Origin of the sequence: Ralstonia sp. AU12-08, assembly GCF_000442475.1 — a bacterium.
In the GTDB taxonomy this organism is placed as follows: domain Bacteria; phylum Pseudomonadota; class Gammaproteobacteria; order Burkholderiales; family Burkholderiaceae; genus Ralstonia; species Ralstonia insidiosa.
Window position 1 is genome coordinate 57,205 of the sequence record NZ_ASZV01000025.1, and the last position, 18,561, is coordinate 75,765.

At 63.8% G+C, this 18,561-nt stretch carries 17 protein-coding genes; 14 read left to right on the forward strand and 3 right to left on the reverse strand.

Annotation, left to right across the window (positions count from 1 at the left end):
- Window position 1: 1 nt before the first annotated feature.
- From C404_RS44335 to C404_RS44355, 5 genes are all read left to right on the forward strand, one after another.
- The gene (locus C404_RS44335; RefSeq protein WP_021195250.1) at window positions 2-637 is read left to right on the forward strand and encodes a riboflavin synthase; all 636 of its coding nucleotides are present in this window, start codon (window positions 2-4) and stop codon (window positions 635-637) included.
- 117 nt (window positions 638-754) lie between these two features.
- Window positions 755-1,885 (forward strand): bifunctional 3,4-dihydroxy-2-butanone-4-phosphate synthase/GTP cyclohydrolase II, encoded by a 1,131-nt coding sequence (gene ribBA, locus C404_RS44340; RefSeq protein ID WP_021195251.1) that lies wholly within the window; start codon window positions 755-757, stop codon window positions 1,883-1,885.
- Window positions 1,886-1,987: 102 nt separating this feature from the next.
- Entirely contained in the window at window positions 1,988-2,482 is a 495-nt protein-coding gene (gene ribH / locus C404_RS44345) for a 6,7-dimethyl-8-ribityllumazine synthase (RefSeq protein WP_021195252.1), read from the forward strand.
- A gap of 29 nt (window positions 2,483-2,511) precedes the next feature.
- Window positions 2,512-2,979, forward strand: a complete 468-nt coding sequence (gene nusB, locus C404_RS44350; protein WP_021195253.1) for a transcription antitermination factor NusB — start codon at window positions 2,512-2,514, stop codon at window positions 2,977-2,979.
- A 48-nt stretch (window positions 2,980-3,027) separates the two neighbouring features.
- Window positions 3,028-4,212: a pyridoxal phosphate-dependent aminotransferase gene (locus C404_RS44355; RefSeq protein ID WP_021195254.1), complete on the forward strand. Its 1,185-nt coding sequence runs from the start codon at window positions 3,028-3,030 to the stop codon at window positions 4,210-4,212.
- A 92-nt stretch (window positions 4,213-4,304) separates the two neighbouring features.
- On the opposite strand, the gene C404_RS44360 is transcribed toward C404_RS44355, so the two are convergent.
- Window positions 4,305-5,495 carry a lytic transglycosylase domain-containing protein gene (locus C404_RS44360; RefSeq protein ID WP_021195255.1) on the reverse strand — a complete coding sequence of 397 codons (1,191 nt, stop codon included), beginning with the start codon at window positions 5,493-5,495 and terminating at the stop codon, window positions 4,305-4,307.
- A gap of 538 nt (window positions 5,496-6,033) precedes the next feature.
- On the opposite strand from C404_RS44360, the gene ubiD reads away from it, so the two are divergent.
- The 6 genes from ubiD to C404_RS44390 all read left to right on the forward strand — a co-directional run bounded on the left by ubiD (window position 6,034) and on the right by C404_RS44390 (window position 13,853).
- Complete coding sequence (gene ubiD, locus C404_RS44365) at window positions 6,034-7,545, forward strand: 4-hydroxy-3-polyprenylbenzoate decarboxylase (RefSeq protein ID WP_031329456.1); 1,512 nt, start codon at window positions 6,034-6,036, stop codon at window positions 7,543-7,545.
- Window positions 7,546-7,668: 123 nt separating this feature from the next.
- Window positions 7,669-9,177 carry an NAD-dependent succinate-semialdehyde dehydrogenase gene (locus C404_RS44370; RefSeq protein WP_021195257.1) on the forward strand — a complete coding sequence of 503 codons (1,509 nt, stop codon included), beginning with the start codon at window positions 7,669-7,671 and terminating at the stop codon, window positions 9,175-9,177.
- Window positions 9,178-9,255: 78 nt separating this feature from the next.
- Window positions 9,256-11,310: an acetoacetate--CoA ligase gene (locus C404_RS44375; RefSeq protein WP_021195258.1), complete on the forward strand. Its 2,055-nt coding sequence runs from the start codon at window positions 9,256-9,258 to the stop codon at window positions 11,308-11,310.
- A gap of 128 nt (window positions 11,311-11,438) precedes the next feature.
- Window positions 11,439-12,185: a hypothetical protein gene (locus tag C404_RS44380; RefSeq protein ID WP_021195259.1), complete on the forward strand. Its 747-nt coding sequence runs from the start codon at window positions 11,439-11,441 to the stop codon at window positions 12,183-12,185.
- A gap of 80 nt (window positions 12,186-12,265) precedes the next feature.
- Entirely contained in the window at window positions 12,266-13,165 is a 900-nt protein-coding gene (locus C404_RS44385) for a hypothetical protein (protein WP_152524446.1), read from the forward strand.
- A gap of 91 nt (window positions 13,166-13,256) precedes the next feature.
- Window positions 13,257-13,853 (forward strand): ParB-like protein, encoded by a 597-nt coding sequence (locus tag C404_RS44390; RefSeq protein ID WP_021195261.1) that lies wholly within the window; start codon window positions 13,257-13,259, stop codon window positions 13,851-13,853.
- A gap of 59 nt (window positions 13,854-13,912) precedes the next feature.
- On the opposite strand, the gene C404_RS44395 is transcribed toward C404_RS44390, so the two are convergent.
- Window positions 13,913-15,118 (reverse strand): aromatic amino acid transaminase, encoded by a 1,206-nt coding sequence (locus tag C404_RS44395; protein WP_021195262.1) that lies wholly within the window; start codon window positions 15,116-15,118, stop codon window positions 13,913-13,915.
- A gap of 33 nt (window positions 15,119-15,151) precedes the next feature.
- A complete protein-coding gene (locus tag C404_RS44400; protein ID WP_021195263.1) occupies window positions 15,152-16,078 on the reverse strand; it encodes a DMT family transporter in 927 nt (308 codons plus the stop codon).
- A 125-nt stretch (window positions 16,079-16,203) separates the two neighbouring features.
- On the opposite strand from C404_RS44400, the gene C404_RS44405 reads away from it, so the two are divergent.
- From C404_RS44405 to C404_RS44410, 3 genes are read left to right on the forward strand one after another with little or no spacing between them, the layout of a single operon-like run.
- Window positions 16,204-16,710, forward strand: a complete 507-nt coding sequence (locus C404_RS44405) for an Lrp/AsnC family transcriptional regulator (RefSeq protein WP_021195264.1) — start codon at window positions 16,204-16,206, stop codon at window positions 16,708-16,710.
- The gene (locus C404_RS0130010; RefSeq protein ID WP_080981158.1) at window positions 16,658-17,611 is read left to right on the forward strand and encodes a TylF/MycF/NovP-related O-methyltransferase; all 954 of its coding nucleotides are present in this window, start codon (window positions 16,658-16,660) and stop codon (window positions 17,609-17,611) included. Before C404_RS44405 ends, C404_RS0130010 begins: the two co-directional genes overlap by 53 nt.
- Window positions 17,612-17,630: 19 nt before the next feature.
- Window positions 17,631-18,527 carry a phytanoyl-CoA dioxygenase family protein gene (locus C404_RS44410; protein WP_021195266.1) on the forward strand — a complete coding sequence of 299 codons (897 nt, stop codon included), beginning with the start codon at window positions 17,631-17,633 and terminating at the stop codon, window positions 18,525-18,527.
- Window positions 18,528-18,561 lie beyond the last annotated feature (34 nt).

Below are 18,561 nucleotides of genomic sequence, written 5' to 3' on the forward strand. Positions count from 1 at the left end.
TATGTTTACTGGAATCGTCGCCGCAGTTGGCCGCATTGAAACCGTGACGCCGCTTGGCACCAACGCAGATGCGGGCGTACGCCTGTCCATCGACTCGGGCGGCCTGCCACTGGCCGACGTTGCTCTGGGCGATTCGATCGCCATCCAGGGCGCATGCATGACGGTCGTCGCCAAGACCGACACCCAGTTCGACGTGGATGTCTCGCGCGAATCGCTGTCGAAAACCGTCGGCCTGGAGCACCCGGGCGAGGTGAATCTGGAGAAGGCGCTGCGCCTGGCCGACCACATCGGTGGGCACCTCGTTTCGGGCCATGTGGACGGTCTGGGTACCGTCACGCATTTCGCACCGGTCAACGAATCGCACGAGCTGCGCGTGCGTGCCGCGCCAGCGCTGGGCAAATATCTGGCCTACAAGGGCTCTGTGGTAGTCAATGGCGTATCGCTCACCGTCAACAGCGTGCGCGACGACGCCGACGGCTGCGAGTTCTCGATCAACCTGATCCCGCACACAGTGGCCGTGACCACGCTCAAGCACTTGAAGGCTGGTAGCCAGGTCAACCTGGAAATCGACCTGATCGCCCGCTATGTCGAGCGCATGCTGAGCCACACCACACTCGCCCAGCCCACGACCGTTTAAACCCCGAGAGCCGAGGATCGCCTCGGCCACCTTGGCGTACAATAGCGGGCTTCCCATTTACGCAGTCGCAGGGCCACCAAACGGGGGTGACCAGCGGCGCGCTTCCCTTGCTACGCCATGTCGATCGCCACAGTCGAAGAAATCATTGCCGAAATCCGCGCCGGCCGAATGGTCATCCTGGTCGACGAGGAAGACCGTGAGAACGAAGGCGACCTGATCCTGGCGGCCGATTTCGTCACACCGGAAGCCATCAACTTCATGGTCACGCATGCGCGCGGCCTGGTGTGCCTGACGCTCACCGAAGAGCACTGCGACCAACTCGATCTACCGATGATGGCGAGCCGCAACGGTACGCAGTTCGGCACGAACTTCACCGTGTCGATCGAAGCGGCCGAAGGGGTGACCACCGGCATTTCCGCCGCCGATCGCGCACGCACCATCCAGGTGGCCGCCGCCAAGAACGCCAAGCCGGCAGACCTGGTGAACCCGGGCCACATCTTCCCGCTGCGTGCCCGCAAGGGCGGCGTGCTGATGCGCGCCGGTCACACCGAAGCCGGTTGCGACCTGACCGCAATGGCTGGCCTGACACCGGCCGGCGTGATCTGCGAGATTCTGAAAGACGACGGCACCATGGCCCGCTTGCCGGACCTGGTGGAGTTTGCCAAGAAGCACGGCCTGAAGATCGGCACGATTGCCGACCTGATCCAATACCGCAGCCGCACCGAGAGCATCGTCGAGCGCGTGGGTGAACGTGCCATGGAAACCCAGTTCGGTACCTTCCGCGCCGTCGCATTCCGTGACCGCGCCGCCGGCCATGCCCACTTGGCGCTGGTCAAGGGTGACCCGACACCGGGTACCGAGACGCTGGTGCGCGTGCACGAGCCGCTGTCGGTGCTGGATCTGCTCGAATGCCAGCGCACCACGCACTCGTGGAGCGTACCGGCTGCCCTGCGCGCCGTGCAGGCCGCCCCGACCGGCGTGGTCGTGCTGCTCAATTGCGGCGATTCGCCGGACCGCCTGTTCACCCAGTTCACCGCGTTGGATGCCCCGCATGAGCGCCCGCGCAGCAAACCCGATCCGCGCATCTACGGTATTGGCGCGCAGATCCTCAAGGATGTGGGTGTCGGCAAGATGCGTGTGCTGGCTTCGCCACTCAAGCTGCCGAGCATGACCGGCTACGATCTGGAAGTGACGGCCTATCAATCGATGGCCGACATACCGGATGCAACGACGGCGGCCACGCACTGATGCTTTCCTGCGGCAGCTCCGGCTGCCGCGCTGGTTTTCTCCTTTTCGCTTTCTTCTCAATTTCTGACGTTGCCTGACGGGCAACCCCAACCGGAACACACCATGGAACACGGCTTCTACCCGACCAATCTCGACGGCGAAGGTCTGCGCATCGGCATCGTTCAGGCACGCTTTAACGAACCCGTGTGCGAAGCGCTGCGCGAAGCCTGCGTCGCTGAACTTGAACAGCTCGGCGTGGCCGGCGAAGACGTGCTGCTGGTAACCGTGCCGGGCGCGCTGGAAGCCCCGCTGGCACTGCAGAAGATGGCCGAATCGGGCCAGTTCGACGCACTGATCGCACTGGGCGCCGTGATCCGCGGCGAGACGTACCACTTCGAGCTGGTGTCCAACGAATCCGCCGCCGGCATCACGCGCGTTGGCCTGGACTTCAACATCGCCATCGCCAACGGCATCCTGACCACCGACACCGACGCCCAGGCCCACGCCCGTACCCGCGAAAAGGGCCGCGACTGCGCCCGTGCCGCCGTTGAAATGGCCAACCTGACCAGCGACCTCGACGGTCTGCAGGATCACGGCCAAGACGAAGAGAACGAATAAGCGCGGCTGTTCGCGCAAAGGCTTTTCCCATGACGCAAGACAATTCCCAGGCCAAGACCAAGGCCCCCGCCAAGAGCGCGCGCCGCCGTGCGCGCGAGTTGGCGCTGCAGGGTCTGTACCAATGGCTGCTCAACCGCAACGACCCGGGCGTGGTCGAAGCGCACCTGCAGGACGCACAAGGCTTCAACAAGGCCGACCGTGCACATTTCGATGCCCTGCTGCACGGCGCAATCCGCGAAGAAACCACGCTGACGGAAAGCTTCACGCCCTTCCTCGACCGCCCGGTTGCCGAGCTGTCGCCGGTGGAGCGCGCGGCACTGCTGGTCGGCGCGTACGAACTCGTGCACTGCCTCGACATCCCGTACAAGGTTGTGATCAACGAGGCGGTGGAACTGACCAAGACCTTCGGCGGTGTGGAAGGCTACAAGTACGTCAACGGCGTGCTGGACAAGCTGGCCGCTCAGGTGCGTGCTGTTGAGGTTGCTGCCCGCCGGTAAATCTGGCGTTTGCTGTTCGCTGTACCCCTTTAGCTTCTTCGCTTCAAGATGGACGCCCACCGCCTGCAGACAGCCGCCCGGCTGGCCAATATCCGCGCTTTTCACGTGATGGAGCTGGCCAAGCAGGCCCGCGAGCTGGAACTGGCGGGGCGCAGCATCATCCACATGGGCATCGGCGAGCCCGATTTCACTGCCGCCGAGCCCGTCGTGCAGGCCGCCACCGATGCCATGCGGCGCGGCGTGACCCAGTACACCGGCGCGCTGGGCATTCGCCCGCTGCGCGAGGCCATCGCCCGCTACTACCAGACCACCTACGGCCTCGACATTGCGCCCGAGCGCATCATCGTCACGGCCGGTGCGTCTGCGGCGCTGCTGCTGGCGTGTGCGGTGCTGGTGGAAATTGGCGGCGAGGTGCTGATGCCCGACCCAAGCTATCCGTGCAACCGGCATTTCGTTGCCGCCTTCAATGGCGTGGCGAAGCTGATTCCATCGGGGCCGGAACAGCGCTTTCAATTGACCACTGAGCAGGTTGAAGCCAATTGGGGGGGGCGCACGCAGGGTGTGCTGCTGGCCTCCCCGTCCAACCCGACTGGTACGTCGATCCTGCCAGACGAGCTGCAACGCATCGTACAGACGGTGCGTGCACGCGGCGGTTTCTCGATCGTCGACGAAATCTACCAGGGCCTGTCGTACGACCAGGCGCCGGTCTCTGCACTGTCGTTCGGCGACGATGTCGTCACGATCAATAGCTTTTCGAAGTATTTCAACATGACCGGCTGGCGCCTCGGCTGGCTGGTGGCGCCTGCCGAACTGGTACCCGAGTTCGAGAAGGTCGCGCAGAACCTGTTCATCTGTGCGTCGGCCGTGGCACAGCACGCGGCGCTGGCGTGCTTCGAACCCGAAGCGCTGGCCATCTACGACAGCCGCAAGGCCGAATTCCGCCGCCGCCGCGATTTCATCGTGCCGGCACTGGAGTCGCTGGGCTTCAAGGTGCCGGTCAAGCCGGATGGCGCGTTCTATGTCTACGCGGACTGCCGTGGCGTGAACCATCCGCATGCGGCGGATGCCGATGCCCTCACCCAATCGATGCTGCAAGAAGCGGGCGTCGTACTCGTTCCGGGGCTGGATTTCGGGCCATACACGGCGCGCCACTACATCCGCCTATCCTACGCCACGGCGATGGATCATCTTGAGGAAGCCGTCACGCGACTTGGCAAGCTGTTCGGGCGCTAAGCCACCGGCTCCGGACACCCAAGCAAAAAGGCCGCCCCGAAGGACGGCCTTTTTTTCACCCTCTTATATATAGAGGGCGGAGCGTCTGCCGATCAGGCTTGGCCCTGCAACTTGTTGTCCAGACGCGCTTCTTCCTGCTGTCCGGCAACCGGTTGCTTGTCGGCAGGCTTCACAGCCTGCGCCTTCGCATCGGCCTGCGCCACAGGCGTCGCTGCCGCGACCGGCTTGGCCGACTCACGCTCGGACGCCATGGTCACCGGCGACTTGTGGCCCGTCGCCACCATGCGCAGACGCGAACGCTCTGCCAGCACCTTGCTACCGTAGCCGCCATCACCTTGCGTCACCGCGCCAACGTACAGCTTCAAGCCGCCTTCGATCGAACCACCGCGGGCGATGCAATCCTTCAGCACCAGCGCACCGACCTTGATGTTGGCGTACGGGTTGAGCGCAGCGTTGACACCACCCATCACCTCATACTTATCCTGGTGGACCTTGGTCATCACCTGCATCAGGCCCTGCGCACCCATGCCGCTTTCGGCAAACGGGTTGAAGCTGGACTCAATGGCCATCACGCCCAGGATCAGCAGCGGGTCGATACCGACTTCCTTGCCTGTTTGATAGGCCGCCTTCACCAGTTGACCGGTAGCGGTGGCCGCCACGCGATACTTGCGGGCGATGTACTCAGCCACGGCGGCCTGCTCACGCGGCGTACCGGCAGTCGCCGACTCACGCGCGTCGCGAGCGACCTGCGTGTTCGGAATCTGCGCAGCCAGCTCAGCCACGGAAGGCACCTTGGACAGCGAATCCCAGCCCGCGGCCGCCACCGTGCCACCCGTTTGGGTAGGCGCAGCAGACGCCACTGCTTGGGCGGCGCCCATGCCGGCCGACGGTGCGGTCGGTGCAAATGCGACCGGCTCAACACCAGCCGAGACGGCGGGCGGCGTAGCCGAAGCCACGTTGGTGTCCGCACCCGGTGTGAAATGCAGCACGCGTTGAGCGACCATGGCACGCCACTCGCCATTGAGCGAGAGCGCGACCGCAGCCACAACCGCCAGCACGCCGATGCTGTTCAGCACGACATGCCCGCTGCGGAACACCAGCAGGACGCCAGGATGCAACTCATTGCGGGACGCGGCGGCGCCCCCTGCGTTCAATTCCATGCGCAGCTTACGAGGCAGCGCAATTTGGCCAGCACGCGCGAGGCGGCGGCCGACCGGGGTGACGAGCCGGCGTTGCAGCGCCGAACCGATCCCGGAAGAATGAAGGGTTTTCCAACCGTTCATACTTACCTCCGTCCGCTGCGCTGATTCGGTAGGCGCCTTTCTTTTGCATGGCGCCGTGCGTTTCGAATCGCAACGGTTTTTAGTAAGGATGCCGCGCTGTTGCAGTCAGCCGGCATCTGTTGGGGGCACTCCCCGTGTGCCCAGACAAAAGCGAGGCGCGTCCTTGGGGAGGTCACGTCTCGCAGCGATGCTGAAGTGCTCTGGTGTCGCCCCTCATACGAATGAGAGCAGGGCGAAGGCAATAGCCGAAAACATGTTGCAACGCAACAATTACCAGATCGGAATGGATTGTAGGAAGCGCGTTATGCCAAGTCAATCATAAAGAATACGTTTTTCATATCAAAAAGTTATGATGAAGCCCCCATTGTTGGGACTAGCTGACCCGCGGTTCGTTCTGTCATCAGGGTGCCGCGAAGTTTTGGCCGTACAATCCCGGCCACCCCGCCTACACCAAAAAAATCGTGCTGAGCCGGCCGTCTGACCGCCCCGCGATGTGCGCAATAGGTGCCCTACCCCTTACCTTTAGTTACAAAAATCCATGCAATACAGGGACTTACGTGACTTCCTCACCCAACTGGAGCGCGCCGGTGAGCTGCGCCGGGTGCGCCAACCGGTCTCGCCGCGGCTGGAAATGACCGAAGTCTGCGATCGTCTGCTGCGTGCCGAGGGCCCAGCGGTGCTCTTCGAACAGCCGGTGGACGGCACGCGCAAGTACGACATACCTGTGCTCGCCAACCTGTTTGGCACAACGCGCCGCGTGGCGCTGGGCATGGGCGCCGAGTCGCTCGACGAACTGCGCGACGTGGGTCGTCTGCTCTCCGCATTGAAGGAACCCGAGCCGCCGCGTGGCCTGCGCGAGGCCGGCAAGCTGTGGACGATGGCCAAGGCCGTGTGGGACATGGCCCCGCGCAAGGTGTCGTCGCCGGCATGCCAGGAGATCGTGTGGGAGGGCAATGACGTCGACCTCTCGCGCATTCCCGTGCAAACGTGCTGGCCGGGCGATGCAGCACCGCTCGTCACGTGGGGGCTGGTCATCACGCGCGGGCCGCACAAGAAACGGCAGAACCTGGGCATCTATCGACAGCAGGTGATCAACCGCAACCAGGTCATCATGCGCTGGCTGGCGCACCGGGGCGGCGCGCTGGATTTCCGCGAGCACGCCATCGCTAACCCGGGCCAGCCTTTCCCGATTGCGGTGGCGCTGGGAGCTGACCCGGCCACTATTCTCGGGGCGGTAACGCCAGTGCCGGATACGTTGTCTGAATACCAGTTCGCGGGCTTGCTACGTGGCAGCAGGACCGAACTCGCGACGTGCCTCACACCATCCTTGGCGCAGGCGCAACTGCAGGTACCGGCCGGTGCAGAAATCGTCCTCGAAGGCCACATCCAGCCGGACCCGACGCACCCGAGCGGCTATCAGCACGCGCTCGAAGGCCCGTTCGGCGATCACACTGGCTATTACAACGAGCAAGACTGGTTCCCGGTCTTCACGGTCGAGCGCATCACCATGCGGCGCGACCCGATCTATCACTCCACGTATACAGGCAAGCCGCCCGATGAGCCGGCCGTGCTGGGCGTGGCGCTCAACGAAGTGTTCGTGCCGCTGCTGCAGAAGCAGTTCCCGGAGATTGCCGATTTCTACCTGCCGCCCGAAGGCTGCAGCTATCGCATGGCGCTGGTCAGCATGAAGAAGCAGTACGCCGGCCACGCCAAACGCGTGATGTTTGGCGTATGGAGCTTCCTGCGGCAGTTCATGTATACGAAGTTCATCGTGGTGGTGGACGACGATGTGAACCTGCGCGACTGGAAGGAAGTGATCTGGGCGATCACCACGCGCGTGGACCCGGCGCGCGACACGGTGATGGTCGAGAACACGCCCATCGACTACCTCGACTTCGCCTCGCCGGTGTCCGGTCTCGGCTCCAAAATGGGCATCGACGCCACCAACAAGTGGCCCGGTGAAACCACCCGCGAATGGGGCCAGCCCATCGTCATGGATGCCGCCGTCAAGGCCAAGGTCGACACCATGTGGGACACGCTCTTCCAATAGCCACAAGGCTTGGCGGCGCAGTCTGCGAGCGAACGGTCGTTCGGTTATTCTTAGCGAGTTAAGCGACTGCTGCATCTAAAAGGCAGGCCTCCCGGTCTGCCTTCTTTCCTTTCGGAGACCGCCATGGCCGAAGCACTCGACTCTTCCCGCACCGCCAACGCGCTGGAGCGCATCAAAGACCGCACCCTCGTCAAAACGCAGTCCTATGTGGACGGCACCTGGGTAGGCGCAGCGGACGGCGCTACCTTCGCCGTTCACGACCCTGCGACCAACGCGCATCTGGCTGACGTCGCCAACCTCGGGCACGCCGAAACGCAGCGGGCCATCGACGCCGCCAACGCAGCATGGCCAGCCTGGCGCGAGCTGACCGGCAAGGATCGCGCAATCATCCTGCGCCGCTGGTTCGACCTGCTCATCGCCAACGCCGACGACCTCGCTGCGCTGATGACCGCCGAGCAAGGCAAACCGCTGGCCGAAGCCAAGGGCGAAATCGTCTATGGCGCGTCGTTCATCGAATGGTTTGCCGAAGAAGCCAAGCGCGTCTCGGGCGACGTGATGGCCAGCACATGGCGCGACAAGCGCATGGTGGTGCTCAAGCAGCCGGTAGGTGTGTGCGCATCGATCACGCCGTGGAACTTCCCGCTCGCCATGATCACCCGCAAAGTGGCGCCGGCATTGGCGGCGGGCTGCACCATCGTCATCAAGCCTGCCGAGCAGACACCGCTGTCCGCACTGGCGATGGCCGAACTGGCGCACCGCGCGGGCATTCCCAAGGGGGTGGTCAACGTGGTGACAGGGGATGCCGACCGTTCAATCGCCATCGGTAAAGCGCTGTGCGAATCGCCGATCGTGCGGCATCTGTCGTTCACGGGGTCGACGCCGGTGGGCCGCATCCTGATGCAGCAATGCTCGCCGACGGTGAAGAAAGTCGCGCTGGAGTTGGGTGGCCACGCGCCGTTCATCGTGTTTGACGACGCCGACATCGACGCCGCTGTGGAAGGCGCAGTGCAATCGAAGTACCGCAACGCGGGCCAGACCTGCGTGTGTACGAACCGCTTCTACGTGCACGCCTCGGTGTATGACACGTTTGTCGAGAAGCTCTCGGCCAAGGTCAAGGGCATCAAGGTCGGCAACGGCTTCGACACCGGCGTGGTGCAAGGCCCGCTGATCGACGACCAGGCCGTGGAGAAGGTGCAGCGCCACATCAACGACGCGACGCAGAAAGGCGCGCGCCTGACCGCCGGTGGCAAGCTGATGCAGGGCTTCGGCTCGCAGCGCTTTGTGGAGCCGACCGTGCTGGCCGACGCCACGCCCGACATGCTGATCGCACGCGAAGAGACTTTCGGGCCCGTCTCCGCCATCTTCAAATTCCAGGACGAAGCGGAAGTCGTGCGCCTGGCCAACGACACCGAATTCGGCCTCGCCTCGTACTTCTTCAGCCGCGACATCGGCCGCATCTGGCGTGTAGCCGAGCAGCTCGAATACGGCATGGTCGGCATCAATACCGGGCTGATCTCGAACGAGGTGGCGCCGTTCGGCGGCATCAAGCAATCGGGCCTCGGCCGTGAAGGTTCGGTCTACGGCATCGACGAATACCTCGAACTCAAATACCTGTGCATGGGCGGCATCTAAGCCGCAAACCCACACGGCCGACCCGCCGCATAGATAGAGCGGGCGGCCTCCCCCCTTGCCTAGCGGCGGAGGAGACACATGAGCACCATCCAGGAAGGCGCCCTGCTGTGGACGCCATCGGCTGACTTCATTGCGCGCTCGCGCCTGACGCATTACCTCAACTGGCTCGCGCGCGAACGCGGGCTGCGGTTCTCTGCCACCACGCCCGAGGGCTACGCTCAGCTCTGGGAGTGGTCCACCACCGAACTCGAAGCGTTCTGGACTTCCGTCTGGGACTACCTCGACCTGCGCGCCTCCACGCCCTTCACCAAGATGCTCGGCGATCGCACGATGCCTGGCGCGCAATGGCTGGTGGGCGCCAAGCTCAACTACGTTGACCAGGTGATGCGGCACGTGGAAGAAGGCGGCAGCCCCGACCGCACCGCCATCCGCTACGCGAGCGAGACCAAACCCCTGGCGGACCTGTCGTGGCGCGAGCTGCGCCAGCGCGTCGCTTCGCTGGCCGATGCCTTGCGCAAGATGGGCGTGGAGCCCGGCGACCGCGTGGCGGCGTACCTGTCGAACACGCCGGACGCGATCATCGCGTTTCTCGCCACCGCCAGCGTGGGGGCGATCTGGTCCGTCTGCGCGCCCGATATGGGCCAGGTGGCCGTCACCGATCGCTTCCGGCAGATCGAGCCCAAGGTGCTGATCGCGGTGGATGGCTATCACTATGGTGGCCGCGCGTTCGACCGCTCCGACGTGGTCGCAGAGATGGTCGCTGCGCTACCGACGGTCGAACACCTCGTCCTCGTGCCGCAACTGCTCGGCGACATCAACCGCGCACGCTTCCCGCAGGCCAAGGACTGGCGCGATCTCACGGCTAACGATGTGCCGCTCGCCGTTGCACCCGTGGCGGCCGATCACCCGCTGTGGATTCTGTATTCGTCCGGCACCACCGGCATGCCCAAGCCCATCGTGCACGGCCATGGCGGCCTGCTGCTGGTGCAAACGATGATGGGCGCGCTGCACCTCGACCTCGGCCCCAACGACGTCTACCACTGGTACAGCAGCACCGGCTGGGTCATGTGGAATTCGCAGGCGAGCGGGCTGCTCGGTGGCGTCACGCTCGCGATCTACGACGGCAACCCCGGCACGCCCGACCTCAACACGCTGTGGCAATTCGCACAGGACGCAGGCGTGACGTTCTTTGGCGCAGGCGCGGCGTTCTTCGCCAACTGCCTGAAGGCCGGCATCGAGCCAGGACGGGATTTCGACCTGTCGAACCTACGCGCGATCGGCTCCACCGGTTCACCCCTCTCGGCCGAGGCGTACGACTGGATCTACCGCCACGTGAAGGCCGATGTCTGGCTCAACCCGATTTCCGGCGGCACCGACTTTGCCGGCTGCTTTGTGGGTGGCGTGGCCACCCTGCCCGTCTATGCGGGTGAAATGCAATGCCGCAACCTTGGCTCCCGCGTGGAAGCGCTGGACGAAGCCGGCCAACCGCTCATTGATGCCGTGGGCGAACTGGTCTGCACCGCGCCCATCCCATCGATGCCGCTCTTCTTCTGGGGCGACACCGACGGCAGCCGCTACCGCGACAGCTACTTCGACATGTACCCCGGCCAGTGGCGCCACGGCGACTGGATCAAGATCACCCCGCGCGGCGGCGCCATCATCTATGGCCGCTCGGATGCGACCATCAACCGCCACGGCATCCGCATGGGCACGGCAGAGCTGTATCGTGTGGTGGAGGATCTGCCGGAAGTGCTCGACAGCCTGGTCGTTGATCTGGAGTTTCTCGGGCGCGAGTCGTTCATGCCGCTGTTCGTCGTTTTGCGCGAAGGTGCCGTGCTGGACGACACGCTGCGCACCACGATCAATGCCCGCATCAAGGCTGGATTGTCGGCGCGGCATGTGCCCAACGTCATCGTGCAGGCGCCGGGCGTGCCGCGCACGCTGTCGGGCAAGAAGATGGAGGTGCCGATCAAGAAGCTATTGCTGGGCGCCCCGCCCGAGCGCATCGCCAACCCCGACGCCATGGCCAATCCGGACGTGCTGGCGTGGTATGTGAGCTACGCCCGCACGCTGGCCGCACAAAACAGCACCCCTGGAGAAGCCGCGCCGGCGCTGGAATCCTGGCGGAGCTAGACCAATCGTTCGCCTCGGGTTTAACAATCTCCGCCAATCGTACGATGGCATCGCTCGAAAGTGCTGACTAACGTACAGCTTGCACCGGCACACAAGAGGCCGGGCTTGCTGCTTAACGGGGAGTCAACATGCTTGCTACGACGAGCGTCCTGATCAAGACGGAGGACGGGCGCGAGGCCCTGGCCGCGCACCGCCATGACATGCAGATGCGCCAGCGCCATCTGCTCATCCTCATCGATGGTGCCCGCACGGTCGGGCAACTGCACCAGTTGCTGGGCGACTGGGCCGATCTGGATGAACTGCTTGCGGGGCTGCAACTGGCTGGGATGGTCGACGTGCTGCCCGGCATCGCGCGGGAAGACGTGCCCGCCCCAGCGGTACCCGTTGATGCCTTCGACCCCATCGCCTACTTCAACCGCCCGCTGCTGGACGATGACGCCGAACACGGGCACGGCGCCCTATCGTCCATATCGCCCATCTACGACGAACTACCGCCGCTGACCGGCATGACGCTCGGCCTGCAAGCCGTAGCCGCACCCGTTGACGTGCCAGCGGCCAACGAGCCGCGTCTCGCACCCGTTGCGCCTCCCAAAGCGCTGCCCTCGCTCGCGCCAACAGTTCAGACGCCCATTTCGCCCGAGTTGGCCGACGTGCTGCCCAACGTCGTCAAGGTAGAGCTGATGCGACTGGCGGTCATCCACTTCGGCTCGGCCGCCGGGGCTGCCATGCCGCTGCTGCGCGCCTGCCGGGAAGACACGGAATCGCTGTGCCACGTGATTGCCGACTGTGCCAAGGCCGCCACACCCATGGCTGGCGAACTTGCCGCGGCAAGGTTTGTCGATGCGGCCATGCAGGCGATGGCGCGACGGCAGTAGCCTTCCTCACAACGGAGGATCGCCGCCCAAAACGGCCAGCGCTACGATCCGCTGGGTCTGGATGCGCAGAGGAGGCCGCCATGCGTCGACGCCAGTTTCTTGTACTCGGGTGTGCAGCAGGCTTGGTCGTGGCCGGGCCCACCGCCGCGACCGACCTGATCGGCGATGCGCTCAATGGCTATTGGCTGGTCACCGTCATCGGTGAAGCCAAGGAGCGGTTGTTGCTGCTCGACGGCGCGGCATTGCAGGATGGCAAGCTCGTGGTCGGCAAGATGCGCTACGGGCTCGTAGAGGCAGCGGCCTTGTCTGACGTGCATGATGTCTCCGGCTTTGTCGAGGGTGACCATCTGCAGTTGGAGTTTTCATCTATCGTGAACTCCAGAATCCGTGTGGTGCTGACCGCCGGCGACACATCATTGCTGGGCGAGCTTCGCTATCCGAACGGCCGCACGGTCAATGTGCGCATGACACGCATCACTGCGGACGAAGCTGCCGCAACACAGGCTGCCGCACGAAAGATGCTCCAGGACGGCGCACAAGGCGTCCTCGGCAAAGGCAGCGTGGGTAGCTTCAGTGCCAGCGGAAAGCTGCAGGCGCGTGCCAACTCGCGCATCGCGCTGGTCTATGCAGGTGCGATCAATTGCCCTGCCTGCCGGGGCTACCAAGCCGAATACTTCGGCCGCATGGCAAAGATGAAGACCGCGCTGCCCGAGTTGGATCAGATCGACTATGTGCAGCTGAAGCTGGGCGGCTTCACAGCAAGAATCCGGCCCGAAGATCTGCCGCCCACGCTTGCATGGGCCGGCGGCGAGCGTCCGGATGGGCGCCGGATTCTGCTGAATCACGGCGTTCCGTTCTTCTTTGCAGCGATCGACGAACAGATCTGGGGGCAGGCACACGCGGTTTCCGGGCTTGAGGGCATCGTCTTGCCGCAGATCAGGCTCGCCCTCCAGGAACGGGCTCGCGCGCGGGCCACGTGAACGCGCGCTGAACACTACACGCGCCCTCGCTTGCTATGCTGCTGTGGGATGGCCGGCGTCGGGCGCCGGCAGCAACCATAGAGGAACCACCATGCCCAAGATCCACGAATCGCCCATCCACGACCTGCGCCCCACGCAACTCACCGTGGGCATGATCGAAGTCCAGGACAAGAAGAAGCATCTCCAGTCGCTTGCGCCCCAAGACCAGCAGGCCTTCATGCAGGCGCATCCGATTCCCGCTGTGCTCGGGCCGGGCAGCAAGTTGTACATCACGGATCACCACCACCTCGGGCGCGCGGCGCTGGAAGCCGGCGTGAGCGTCGGCTACTTCGAGGTCGAAGCCGATCTGTCCGATCACGCCATCGAGGATTTCTGGAAAGCCATGGACAAGAGCTGCTGGGTCCATCCTCTGGATGAGCATGGCGTGCGGCACTACTACGCGTCCGTTCCTGACAGCCTGGAGAAGCTGATCGACGATCCTTATCGGTCGCTCGCCGGATACGTGCGCAATGCGGGCGGCTATGACAAGACGCCCACGGCGTTTGCAGAGTTCGTGTGGGCCGACTTCTTCCGCCGCAGCATTCCGGTTGAAGATCTGCACGGCGATTTCCAGACCGCTGTGCAGAACGCGGTCGCGCTGGCGCATAGCAAGCTGGCGAGCGGATTACCGGGGTTCAAGGCGAAGTAACGGCGGCTACGCAACGCAACAGGGGCCGCGTCGATAGCGGCCCCTGCCTTTGATGCTGGTCAGGCAGGCGTACCTGCCGTTTCAGAGGCCACGGCGACCAGCGCATCGGCCACCCGGCCGATCTGCTCCGGCGCCAGCCCTGCGATGTTGATGCGACCACCCTGGGTGCCATAGATGGCGTGATCCACGCGCAGGCGCTCCATGGCATCGGCATCCAGCGGCAGCATGGAAAACATGCCCTTGTGCCGCGACAGGTTCTGCAGCACGGCAGGCGCTCCCAGGCTGGCCAGTGCGTCGTCAAGCCGACGCCGGTTGCCGACGATGCGCTGACGCATGTGCTCCAGCTCGTCGCGCCAGCACGCTGTCAGCGTGGCATCGGCAAGGATGGCGGCGACGATGGCGGCGCCGTGGTCCGGCGGCATCGAATAGTTGCTGCGCGTGATGCGCTCCAGCACACCGCCTACCGGTTGCAGCGTGACCATGTTCTTGCCGATCACCATCGCAGCGCCAGTGCGCTCGCAATACAGTCCCATGCTCTTCGAGCAACTCGCCGCCACCAGCACCGTGTCCAGCGCATCGACGAGTTGCCGCAAGCCCTGGGTGTCCGGCTCCAGGCCTTCAGCAAGCCCGAGATAGGCCATGTCGACCAGTGGCACCAGGCCCTGCTTTGCGCAGCGCTCCGCCACGGCCTGCCAAACCCCGAGCCCCATGTCGATGCCGGTCGGGTTGTGGCAGCAACCGTGCAGCAGCACGATATCGCCTGCACGGGCGGCGGCAAGATCCGCGAGAACGGCGTCAGCGTCGAGCACACCACCGTCGGCCTGCCAGCGGTAGCGTTCGACCATCAGTCCTGCCGCCCGCATGATGGGCACGTGGTTGACGTAGCCGGGGTCGGACACCCACACGCGCGCGCCGGGCGACGCCACGGCGATGAAGTCGGCCAGCAGTCGCAGTGCGCCGGTCCCGCCCACGGTCTGCATCGTGGTCTGGCGCGCCAGGCGCCCCGCGTCGTGCCCGAGCAGCAGGGCTGCCAGACCGGCGTTGAACTCGGTATTGCCCGCCAACCCGCGGTAGGCCTTGGAGGCCCCGGCAGCGGCCAAGCGCTCCTCTGCCATCTTCACAGCGGCCATGACCGGCGTCCGCCCGGTTTCATCGCGGTAGACGCCCACCACGAGATCGACCTTGTTGGGTCGTGGGTCAGCACGGAAAGCGGCAGTCAGCCCCCACAGCGGGTCCGGGGTGACAGTGGCAAGCGTCGTAAGCATGGGTGTGGTCTCCAGAAGAACGAGGCGATGCGCTTAAGCGCGGTTTGCGAGGATCACGCCTGCGGTGATCGCAGCAATGCCGCACACAACGGTCAGGGTCAGCGATTCACCAAGCAGGGGCACAGCCCCAAGGCACGCCAGCGCGGGCGCCATCGAGCCAATCGCGGAACAGCGCGGCGTATCCAGATGACGGATCGCGAGCGCATACGACACGCTGGAGATCACGCCCACCCCCAGGCCCTGGGCCAGCAGGAACGGCATGGCGCTGGTCATGGAGAACTGTCCGATGTGGCTGTCGACCACGCCCAGGCTCACCAGCAACACGAGCAGCAGGAACGAAGGCACGCTCAGCAGCAGCGCACAACCGATGGCATCGAGCCCGGCACGACGCAGCCCCAGCGTGTAGCTGCCCCAGAGCAGGCTGGCCAGCAACAGCAGCGCTGCCCCGCCGACGAACGCACCGTGCGACGCATGCGTTTGCGACACCAGCAACAGCACCACGCCCGCAAGGATGATCGCGATGGCCCGCCCCCGCGCCGCGCCGATGCGCTGGCCATCCAGCGCGTAGGCGATCAGCGCCACCGACAACGGCGTGGTGCCCGCAATCAGCGCAGCCACGTGAGCGGCGGAGGTCACCTTACCGCCGGCAGACGCCATGAAGAAGAACGGCAGGCCACCGCCCACCAGGACCATCAGCGCGCTAAGCGGCTTCACACGCCGCAGCATCGGCCAGCGTGACGGCAGAAACGGCAGCAGCAACAAGGTCGGCAGACCGAATCGGATGAGCGCCACATCGGCCGGTGCCAGCGGCGAAGCACCAATGGCGCGAATCGACAGCGCAAACCCGGCCCAGATCAGCACCGTCAGCACCATCGCCGCATACCCGATCAGCGGACTGGTCTGGGTGGCGTCCCGTCCAGCCAGACCACCCGTTCCCGCCGTCAATGTCGAACCGCGCATGTCGTCATCCTCGATTTCTGAATGACGACAGAATGCCCCAGCATAAAAAGTAGTATCTTGTTCTTTCATCCAATACTACGACTCGAATTGGCAGAGTCTGCCAATTCAGGATCCAGGAGAATCGTGTGGACAAGAAGGATAGGCAGATCATCGCCGCCCTCCAGAAGGAGGGCCGGTTGACCAATCAGGAGTTGTCGGAGCGGGTCAACCTGTCGCCCTCCCCCTGCCTGCGACGGCTGCGGTTGCTGGAAGAGGCAGGCGTGATCCGCGGCTATACGGCCATCGTCGATGAAGAAGCGTACGGTCTGCCGGTCACGGCATTCGTCCACATTCGTCTGCAGCAGCACACGCGGGAGGTGGTCGCGACCTTCGAGAACCGCATCCGCGCCATCGATGCGATCCTGGACTGCTACGTGCTGACCGGAGAAGCGGACTACCTGCTGCGCGTGCTGGTGGAAAGCCTGCAGGACTACGAGCAGTTCGTGCGCAGCCAACTGCATGCCATTCCGGGCATTGCCGCCATCGACACGAGCTTTGCCTATGGTGTAGTGAAGCGCTCGACGGTGTTCCCGGCGTGGGATGAAAACCGGAGGAGCGCTGGGCGGCGTCGTGAAACGCCACCAAGCCGATAGCCTTCTGCACCGGCTACGCACAGCCACCTCGTCAAGCTGCCTCAAGAATCCTGGGTGCGGACCGATACTACCGCTGCATCATGCGGCATCGCTGCATGCGCCCAGAAACCCAATGGACAGAACCATGGAACGAAAGACGCCAGCACCTTGCCCCGACAACAACTTTGTCGAAGAGGCCATGTTCTCTCTGGTCGCAAGGCAGGTCGAAGACAAGAACCGCGATGCATTCCGATTCGGCGGTCTGCTGCGGTATGTCAACCGCCGCGCGCTTGCCAAGCTCATCTGCCATTACGAGATCTACAAGCTGGTCAACGACCTGCCTGGCCATATCGTCGAATTTGGCGTCTTCAAAGGCGAATCGCTGCTCCGATTTGCGCAGTTCACTGAAATCTTTGCGCCCTACGACAGAAGCTTCGATGTCATCGGGTTCGATAACTTCGCTGGCTTTCCTGATTTTCATGAGAAGGACGGCGCACGCAAGGCCATCAACGACAAGGTCGAAGGCGGATGGTCTTCCGCCCAGTATCGCGAAGAACTCTTGGATCTGATCAACGTCTTCGACCATGACCGGTTTGCGCCGCACAAGCCGCGGATCAAGCTCATCGAAGGCGACATCCGGCAAACCGTCCCGCAGTATGCGAGCGACAACCCGGGCACCAAGATCAAGCTCCTTCACCTGGACGCTGATCTGTACGAGCCCACCAAGGTTGGCCTGGAGCACCTGTGGGATCGACTGGTCAGAGGCGGCATCCTACTGCTGGATGAATACGGCTTCGATGTCTTCCCCGGTGAAGCCTCTGCCGTGGATGAATTCTTCAGAGCGCGTGGGATTGCGCCGAAGATTCAGAAATTCCCGTTCTCCGATAACCCGGGCGGTTACATCATCAAAGACACCTACTGAACCGTACGCGAAGACGATCATGCCCAAGACCATGACAACGGGTTCGCTGACCGAAGAGGGATGGGAACGGGTCGTCCCGACCGACGCCCTGCAAAGCGACATCGAAGCGCTGTTCTTCGATATCTGCAACTACCTGTTGGTGCTGGTGAAAGATGACACGCGGTTTGACAGCACGCCCCAACGCCTGCTGCGAGACGCCGTCACGAATCGGGATGCGATCACGGCGGAGCGCCATCTCCAACAGGTGATGCTGGAAATCAACGCCAAGGATCGCAAGCTGCTGGGCCGGGTCTATGACATTGGAACCCGACCGATGCGGCTCATGTCCGGCATGCGCCTGTTCTTCAACCCGCAGATTCAGCAGATCGCGGAACGCTTCTTCGGCAAGCCCGAAGACCCTTCCATTCTGGTCCGCCCTTACAACGGCGAGACCCTGCATGTATTTCCCCCGGGCGAGGAAAACTACCGGTACAACCTCCCCATCCATCAAGATTTCCCCTATCTGCTGCAGAGCGAAAAACAGCTCACGTTCTGGCTCAACCTCACCAACAATCTGAACGGCGAGGCTGGCGGCGTCCGCATCTACCCGCGCACGCACAAGCTGGGGTTGCCAAAGACAACGAAGAACGCGTTTGGCCATTACGAGGTGGCAACCGAACACTATCCACAGTTCGATCCGAACGATCACGTGGAATCGGAATCTGGGTTGTTTGAGCTCTATGCGATCGACTCCTTGACTTGGCACAGCTCGCTGCCAAGCACCGCCAAGGACAGCACGCGCCTGACCTATATCTTCCGCATCTCGGATATTGGCGTGCAGGACCGTGTGCCCTACGGCGCCGACAAGTCGAATCCTCAGGGAAAGAATTTCGAGGATCTGTACCCGGAGCTGTATATCCAGCCAACCATGTCGTAGCCGACGGGGAGCCGGCTGAATGGCAAGGGGCGCA

Excerpts from the sequence above, each read along its gene's own strand:
- C404_RS44390 (WP_021195261.1), top strand. The coding sequence starts at position 13,257 with ATGCCCAAGATCCACGAATCGCCCATCCACGACCTGCGCCCCACGCAA.
- C404_RS44375 (WP_021195258.1), top strand. The coding sequence starts at position 9,256 with ATGAGCACCATCCAGGAAGGCGCCCTGCTGTGGACGCCATCGGCTGAC.
- ribH (WP_021195252.1), top strand. The coding sequence starts at position 1,988 with ATGGAACACGGCTTCTACCCGACCAATCTCGACGGCGAAGGTCTGCGC.
- nusB (WP_021195253.1), top strand. The coding sequence starts at position 2,512 with ATGACGCAAGACAATTCCCAGGCCAAGACCAAGGCCCCCGCCAAGAGC.
- C404_RS44335 (WP_021195250.1), top strand. The coding sequence starts at position 2 with ATGTTTACTGGAATCGTCGCCGCAGTTGGCCGCATTGAAACCGTGACG.
- C404_RS44355 (WP_021195254.1), top strand. The coding sequence starts at position 3,028 with ATGGACGCCCACCGCCTGCAGACAGCCGCCCGGCTGGCCAATATCCGC.
- C404_RS44370 (WP_021195257.1), top strand. The coding sequence starts at position 7,669 with ATGGCCGAAGCACTCGACTCTTCCCGCACCGCCAACGCGCTGGAGCGC.
- C404_RS44410 (WP_021195266.1), top strand. The coding sequence starts at position 17,631 with ATGCCCAAGACCATGACAACGGGTTCGCTGACCGAAGAGGGATGGGAA.
- C404_RS44360 (WP_021195255.1), bottom strand. The coding sequence starts at position 5,495 with ATGAACGGTTGGAAAACCCTTCATTCTTCCGGGATCGGTTCGGCGCTG.
- ubiD (WP_031329456.1), top strand. The coding sequence starts at position 6,034 with ATGCAATACAGGGACTTACGTGACTTCCTCACCCAACTGGAGCGCGCC.
- C404_RS44385 (WP_152524446.1), top strand. The coding sequence starts at position 12,266 with ATGCGTCGACGCCAGTTTCTTGTACTCGGGTGTGCAGCAGGCTTGGTC.
- C404_RS44395 (WP_021195262.1), bottom strand. The coding sequence starts at position 15,118 with ATGCTTACGACGCTTGCCACTGTCACCCCGGACCCGCTGTGGGGGCTG.
- C404_RS0130010 (WP_080981158.1), top strand. The coding sequence starts at position 16,658 with ATGAAAACCGGAGGAGCGCTGGGCGGCGTCGTGAAACGCCACCAAGCC.
- C404_RS44380 (WP_021195259.1), top strand. The coding sequence starts at position 11,439 with ATGCTTGCTACGACGAGCGTCCTGATCAAGACGGAGGACGGGCGCGAG.
- ribBA (WP_021195251.1), top strand. The coding sequence starts at position 755 with ATGTCGATCGCCACAGTCGAAGAAATCATTGCCGAAATCCGCGCCGGC.
- C404_RS44400 (WP_021195263.1), bottom strand. The coding sequence starts at position 16,078 with ATGCGCGGTTCGACATTGACGGCGGGAACGGGTGGTCTGGCTGGACGG.